At 63.6% G+C, this 6,044-nt stretch carries 4 protein-coding genes and 3 pseudogenes; 5 read left to right on the forward strand and 2 right to left on the reverse strand.

From position 1 onward, the window contains the following. From minC to minE, 3 genes and pseudogenes are all read left to right on the forward strand, one after another. The coding region (gene minC / locus JCM25156_RS08370; RefSeq protein ID WP_025812755.1) for a septum site-determining protein MinC at positions 1-343 on the forward strand (343 nt) is incomplete at its 5' end. Positions 344-454: 111 nt separating this feature from the next. Further along, a pseudogene (gene minD / locus JCM25156_RS22745) lies at positions 455-1,266 on the forward strand (septum site-determining protein MinD). After that, positions 1,266-1,541, forward strand: coding sequence for a cell division topological specificity factor MinE (gene minE, locus JCM25156_RS08380; protein WP_025812756.1), 276 nt, complete (start codon positions 1,266-1,268; stop codon positions 1,539-1,541). Before minD ends, minE begins: the two are co-directional and overlap by 1 nt. A gap of 162 nt (positions 1,542-1,703) precedes the next feature. On the opposite strand, the gene JCM25156_RS08385 is transcribed toward minE, so the two are convergent. Then, on the reverse strand, positions 1,704-2,378 hold the full coding sequence (locus JCM25156_RS08385) for a GntR family transcriptional regulator (protein WP_025812757.1): 675 nt from the start codon (positions 2,376-2,378) through the stop codon (positions 1,704-1,706). A gap of 247 nt (positions 2,379-2,625) precedes the next feature. On the opposite strand from JCM25156_RS08385, the gene JCM25156_RS08390 reads away from it, so the two are divergent. Then, on the forward strand, positions 2,626-3,189 hold the full coding sequence (locus tag JCM25156_RS08390; RefSeq protein WP_025812758.1) for a ferritin-like domain-containing protein: 564 nt from the start codon (positions 2,626-2,628) through the stop codon (positions 3,187-3,189). Between the two features lie 148 nt (positions 3,190-3,337). Continuing rightward, a pseudogene (gene aldA / locus JCM25156_RS22750) lies at positions 3,338-4,784 on the forward strand (aldehyde dehydrogenase). Positions 4,785-4,837: 53 nt separating this feature from the next. Here the strand turns inward: aldA and coaA are convergent. Further along, positions 4,838-5,814: pseudogene (gene coaA / locus JCM25156_RS22755) on the reverse strand (type I pantothenate kinase). Between the last annotated feature and the right edge of the window lie 230 nt (positions 5,815-6,044).

The raw sequence follows: 6,044 nt of genomic DNA on the forward strand, positions 1-6,044 counted from the left end.
CATCGAGCAGCCGATCCGCTCCGGCCAGGTGATCATGAACCCCGATGGCGACATCATCATCGTCGGGTCAGTCGGTTCGGGGGCGGAAGTGACGGCCGGGGGGTCGATCCATGTTTACGGCGCGCTGCGCGGGCGGGCCATCGCGGGCATGAACGGGCAGCCCGATGCCCGCATCTTCGCCCAGTCCATGCAGGCCGAACTGCTGGCCATTGACGGTTATTACATTACCGCTGAAGAAATAGATCCGCGCTACGTACAGAAACCGGCGCAGATCGTTCTCAGTAATGACACACTTGTCGTGCAGCCGCTGGTGCCGTCCGCATTCGCGGGCCGCAAAACCTGACAATACCGTGCTGAATTCCCATTGCGCCCTGCGCGCGCCAACCCATACAACTGTATCCATCAGGTCATGAACAAGAAAACACCCTCCAAAAGCGGACAAGGAACTACCCCAATGGCAAAAGTGCTGGTTGTCACATCCGGCAAGGGCGGCGTCGGGAAGACGACGTCAACCGCGGCGCTGGGCGCGGCACTGGCACAGACCGGGCAGAATGTCGTTGTGGTCGATTTCGATGTCGGGCTGCGCAATCTCGACCTTGTCATGGGGGCGGAGCGGCGCGTCGTGTTCGACCTGATCAACGTGATCCAGGGCGACGCCAAGCTTTCGCAGGCGCTGATCCGTGACAAGCGCATCGAGACGCTCTCCATCCTTCCCGCATCCCAGACCCGTGACAAGGACGCGCTTACCGCCGAGGGCGTGGCCCGCGTGATGCAGGAACTGCGCGAGAAATTCGACTGGGTGATCTGTGACAGCCCCGCCGGGATCGAGCGCGGCGCGCAGCTTGCCATGTACCACGCGGATTACGCCATTGTCGTGACCAACCCGGAAGTCTCGTCCGTGCGTGACAGCGACCGGATCATCGGCATGCTCGACAGCACGACCGAGAAGGCCAAGGGCGGCGGCAAGGTTGAAAAGCACCTGCTGCTGACCCGCTACGACCCCGCGCGCGCCGCGCGCGGCGAGATGCTGCGCATCGAGGACGTTCTGGAAATCCTGTCCATCCCGCTGCTCGGCATCATTCCCGAAAGCGAGGAAGTGCTGCGCGCGTCCAACCTTGGCGCGCCCGTGACCCTGAGCAGCCCCGACAGCCGCCCGCCCGCGCCTATGCCGAAGCCGCGCGCAGGCTGGAGGGCGAAAAGCTGGAAGTGACCGTACCGACCGAGCGCAAGGGCCTGTTCGCCCGGCTGTTCAAGGGGAGAAACTGATGAGCCTGTTCAGCGCCTTTTTCGGTCGCGGCAACAAGACATCCGCCCCGGTCGCGCGTGACCGGCTCCAGATCCTGCTGGCCCATGAGCGCACGGGAGATGCGTCCGAATCCGACCTGCTGTCCAAGCTGCACGCCGAGATTCTGGAAGTCATCAAGAAGCATATCCCCGTCGATCAGGACAAGGTGCAGGTCAAGCTGGACCGTGGCAACTCCGTCTCGATGCTGGAAATCGACATCGAGGTGCCCCAGCTCAAGACGCCTGAACGCCCCTGAACGCCCCGAAAGGGGCCAGGGGCGCACGCACGGGCGGCGAAACCCGCCCCTGAGACAGCCTGTCATCAGGAAAAAACTTCAGGGAACGCCGCCTTTTTGAAAACAAGGCGCGCCCGGACACCTTCATTACCGGGAAAGGGCCGCCCGACCGGCCCGATGGCTTCAGGTCAGCCGGGGTTCGATCCAGCGGCGGGCATGTTCGAAATCACGCGCCACGGCGGCCTGCGCCGCCGCCACGTCGCGCTGGCGCAGCGCCGTGATCAGTTCCTCATGCGGGTGGATCCGCCCTTCATGCTCCAGATGGCGCATGGGGCGTGAGAGCGCGTAGATCGGCCCGATGCGCATCCACAGGTTGCGCAGGATGGTCGCCGTAAGCGGCAGTTCGGCCAGGGTCGCGACCGTGGTGTGAAAATCCGCGTTGAAGGCGGCCATGCCCCCGTCATCATGCGCGCGCGCGGCGTCCATGAACTGGTTCTGCAATATGACCAGCGCCTCGATTCCATGGTCGGACGCATTCTGGGCGGCGGCGGCGGCCAGACGCATTTCCAGATCGGAACGCAGGTCATGAATCTCGGCAAAGCTGCGCTGGGTCATGGCGGGAACGACGGCGGTATTGCGGTCATTCAGTTCCAGCGCGTGTTCGGACACAAGGCGCAGCAGCGCCTCGCGCACCGGGGTCGGGCTCAGTCCCAGCTCGGCGGCGAGAGGCCGCAGGACAAGACGTTCCCCCGAGCGGTAACGGCTGCGGATCAGCCCGCGGCGCACATGGTCATAGGCTTCCTCGCTCAATGCGCGACGCGGGAGCTTTTCAGACTGGCCTGCGGTGAATGATACCATGCCGTTTAGTCATCCTTAAAGCTGATAGGTCTTATTAATACGGATCAATAATGATCTGAACGTGAATGGCAACGCCTGAAAAAGCGAAAACCCCGTTTTTTGCGCAGTTTCCGCCATTCATGCCCATTTTGTCGTGGCGACCCCCCTTATGGCGGGGAACCCCCTCCCCTTCCGGGCCGTTACTGCGGCGACGGCCCGCGCCCTGGCGCGGCCTTCCCGCCGCGCGGGAACAGACAAGGAGACGACCATGGCCGATGTAGTCGAAAACACCTTCCTGACCGACGTGCAGACGCTGCGCGCCCGCGCCAGACAGGCGATCGAGAAAGGCGCGCTGACCCCGGCCTATCAGGGAAACGTCAAGACCGCGATCGAGCTGTTGCAGACGGTGGTGGCCACCGAACTTGTCTGTGTCCTGCGCTATACCATGCACTCCATTGCCGTGGCGGGCATCAACAGCGAAAGCGTGGCCGGCGAGTTCGCGACCCACGCGAAGGAAGAGCGCGCCCACATGCTCTGGGCCGCCAACCGCATCGACCAGCTTGGCGGCACGCCCAATCTCTCGCCCGAGGGGCTGGCCTCCCGCTCCGCCACCGAATACGGCCATGGCGGCAACCTGATCGAGATGGTGCGCCAGAACCTGGTGGCCGAACGGCTGGTGATCGAACATTACCGTGAACTGATCCGCTACTTTGCCGACCATGACCCTACAACGCGCGTCATGCTCGAAAAGATCCTTGCGGAAGAAGAAGAACATGCAACCGATATGCATGATCTGCTGGTCGCCCATGAGGGCCACCCCTTCCTGTCCTGACCCCCGCCTGTTACCCTTTTTTCATCAACACCCTCACCCCCGCGCCAGCCTGCCCCGTCCCGCCCCCGCGGGACCGGGGGGCGTTGCCACGTACATCGTGCGCCGGGGCATCCCGATCCATCCCATCACCTGAAACGGAGACTCCATAATGGCCGAGCCGAAAACCCATGACCTGTTCATTGGCGGGGAGTGGACCAGAGCCGACAATTCCGAACGTGACACCATCCGCAACCCCGCCACGGGCGATGTGCTGGCCCATGTCGCCATCGCGGGCGAAGGCGATGTCGCCCGCGCGCTGCGCACCGCGCAGGACGCCTTTCCCGCCTGGAGCCGACAGGTCGCGACCGACCGGGCGGATTACCTGTACCGCCTGATCGAACTGATCCGGCGCGATGGGGAAAAACTGGCCCGCATCATTACATCCGAAAACGGCAAGCCGCTGAAGGAGGCCCGGATCGAGGTCAATTTCGCCATCCAGCTCATCCGTTTCGCGGCCGAGAACGTGCGCAGGCTGGAAGGCAACATCATTCCCGGCAGCCGACCGGGCGAGAAGATCCTGATCGAAAAGATTCCCCATGGCGTGGTCGCGGGCATTTCCGCGTGGAATTTCCCGCTCGCCCTGACCGCGCGCAAGCTGGGTCCGGCGCTGGCGGCGGGCAACACCTTTGTCATCAAGCCCCATGAACTGACGCCGCTCTCCACCCTGGCGCTGGCTGAACTGACGGTGGAGGCCGGGTTCCCCAAGGGGATCGTCAATGTCGTGACCGGCGGCGGGGCCACTGTGGGCAACGCGCTGGTCACCAGCCCGATCACCAAGCTCATCACCATGACCGGCAGCACGCCCGCGGGCCGCAAGATCATGGCCGCCGCCTCCGAAGCTGAAGGAAGTGCGGCTGGAGCTTGGCGGCAAGGCGCCCTTCATCGTGATGGAGGATGCGGATCTGGACGCGGCAGTCAATGCCGCCGTCAGCGCGCGGTTCATGAATTGCGGGCAGGTCTGCACGGCCAATGAACGCACCTATGTGCATACGGCCATCTATGACGCCTTTCTGGAGCGCCTGCGCGCGAAGATCGCGGACCTCCGGACCGGCGACCCGCTGGATGAAAAGACCGACATGGGCCCCAAGATCAGCGCCGCCGAACTGGAAAAGGTGGACAGCATGGTGCGCCGCGCCGTGGAACAGGGCGCGAAGGTCGAACTGGGCGGCAAGCGCCTGACCGGCGGGGCCTATGACAAGGGCAATTTCTACGCCCCCACCCTGCTGACCAATGTTTCGGGTGACATGGACATTGTGCGGAACGAGGTGTTCGGCCCCGTCCTGTCCCTGATCCGCGTGCGGGATTTCGATGACGCCATCACCCAGGCCAACAAGTCGCGCTACGGGCTGTCGGCCTATCTGTTCACGCAGAATCTCGGGAACATCATGCGCCTGACCAACGACCTCAACTTTGGCGAGATCTACGTCAACCGCGAAGGCGGCGAGGCGGCGCAGGGGTTCCACCACGGCTATGGCGACAGCGGCATCGGCGGGGAGGATGGCCAGTACGGTCTCGAAGCCTATGTCGATACCAAGACCATCTATCTCAACACGTAAGCCGCAAGCGGCGTTTCGGTGGCCCGGCGATGCGTCGGGCCATTCGCCGGGTTTCAGATCTGGCGCATCCACACGGTATCCACCGCATGGGTCGGTTTCTTGTGCATGACCACGCGCGCGCGTTCACGCGTGGGCAGGATGTTCTGCTGCAGGTTGGGCAGGTTGATCCGCCGCCAGATGTCGCGCGCCATGCGCTCGGCCTCGGCGCGGGGCAGATCGGCGCAGTGATGGAAATAGGATGTCGGCTTGCGGAACGCGGTCTGTTGCAGCAGCAGGAAACGCTGCACGTACCAGTCCGCGATCACATCCGTATCGGCATCGAGATAGATCGAGAAATCAAAGAAATCCGATGCCATGAACGGCTGTTCGGATACGGTCTGCAATACGTTCAGCCCCTCGAATATCAGGATGTCGGGCTGGTCGATCACCTGGTAACGGTCGGGCACGATGTCATAGGCCTCATGCGAATAGACCGGAACCTTCAGGCCGCGCGCACCCGCCTTCAGCGCCGCGAGGAAGGAGATCATCTGCCGCAGGTCATAACTTTCGGGAAAGCCCTTGCGGTGCATGAGGTTGCGCTGTTCCAGCACCCGCGTGGGGTGCAGGAAGCCATCCGTCGTGACCAGCGCCACATTGGGGTGATCGGGCCAGCGCGACAGCACCGCCTGCAGCAGGCGCGCGAACGTGCTCTTGCCCACCCCCACGCTGCCCGCGATCCCGATCACAAACGCATCCGCGCCATCGGCGCGCCGATGAACGCACTCTTGACCATGTTGTTCAGGCTGCGCGTCGCCATGACATGCAGGTTGAGCAGGCGCGAAAGCGGCAGGTAAATCTCGGTTATGTCTTCCAGCGAGACAGGTTCGTTATGCCCGCGCAGCGAGGCGATGTCCGCCTCCCCCAGCGATTGCGGCACATTCGCCCGCAGGGCCGCCCATTCCGGGCGGGGAAAGATCATGTAAGGCTGCACCGTACCGTGGCCAGGGTGCGTGGACATGACCGGACCGGCGTCCAGCACACAATTTTCCATGCCCTTGTCCTTTCTGCTGTGGCGCCTGCCCCAGCGCGCAGACCATCTGCCGCGTATCACCATCGCCCCCGCCAATCCAGACAAGGCCCGCCCAAATTAGCGTGTACACCCGCCACCCATCGCCCCATTGCGGGTATCCTGACATAGACGTGACAATTGTGACACACCAGCCGCCCCCGCGCGCATGGCATGAACCGGCGCCACAGGCCGCCTGATCCCTCCCGCACCCC

This window comes from Komagataeibacter kakiaceti JCM 25156, assembly GCF_000613305.1.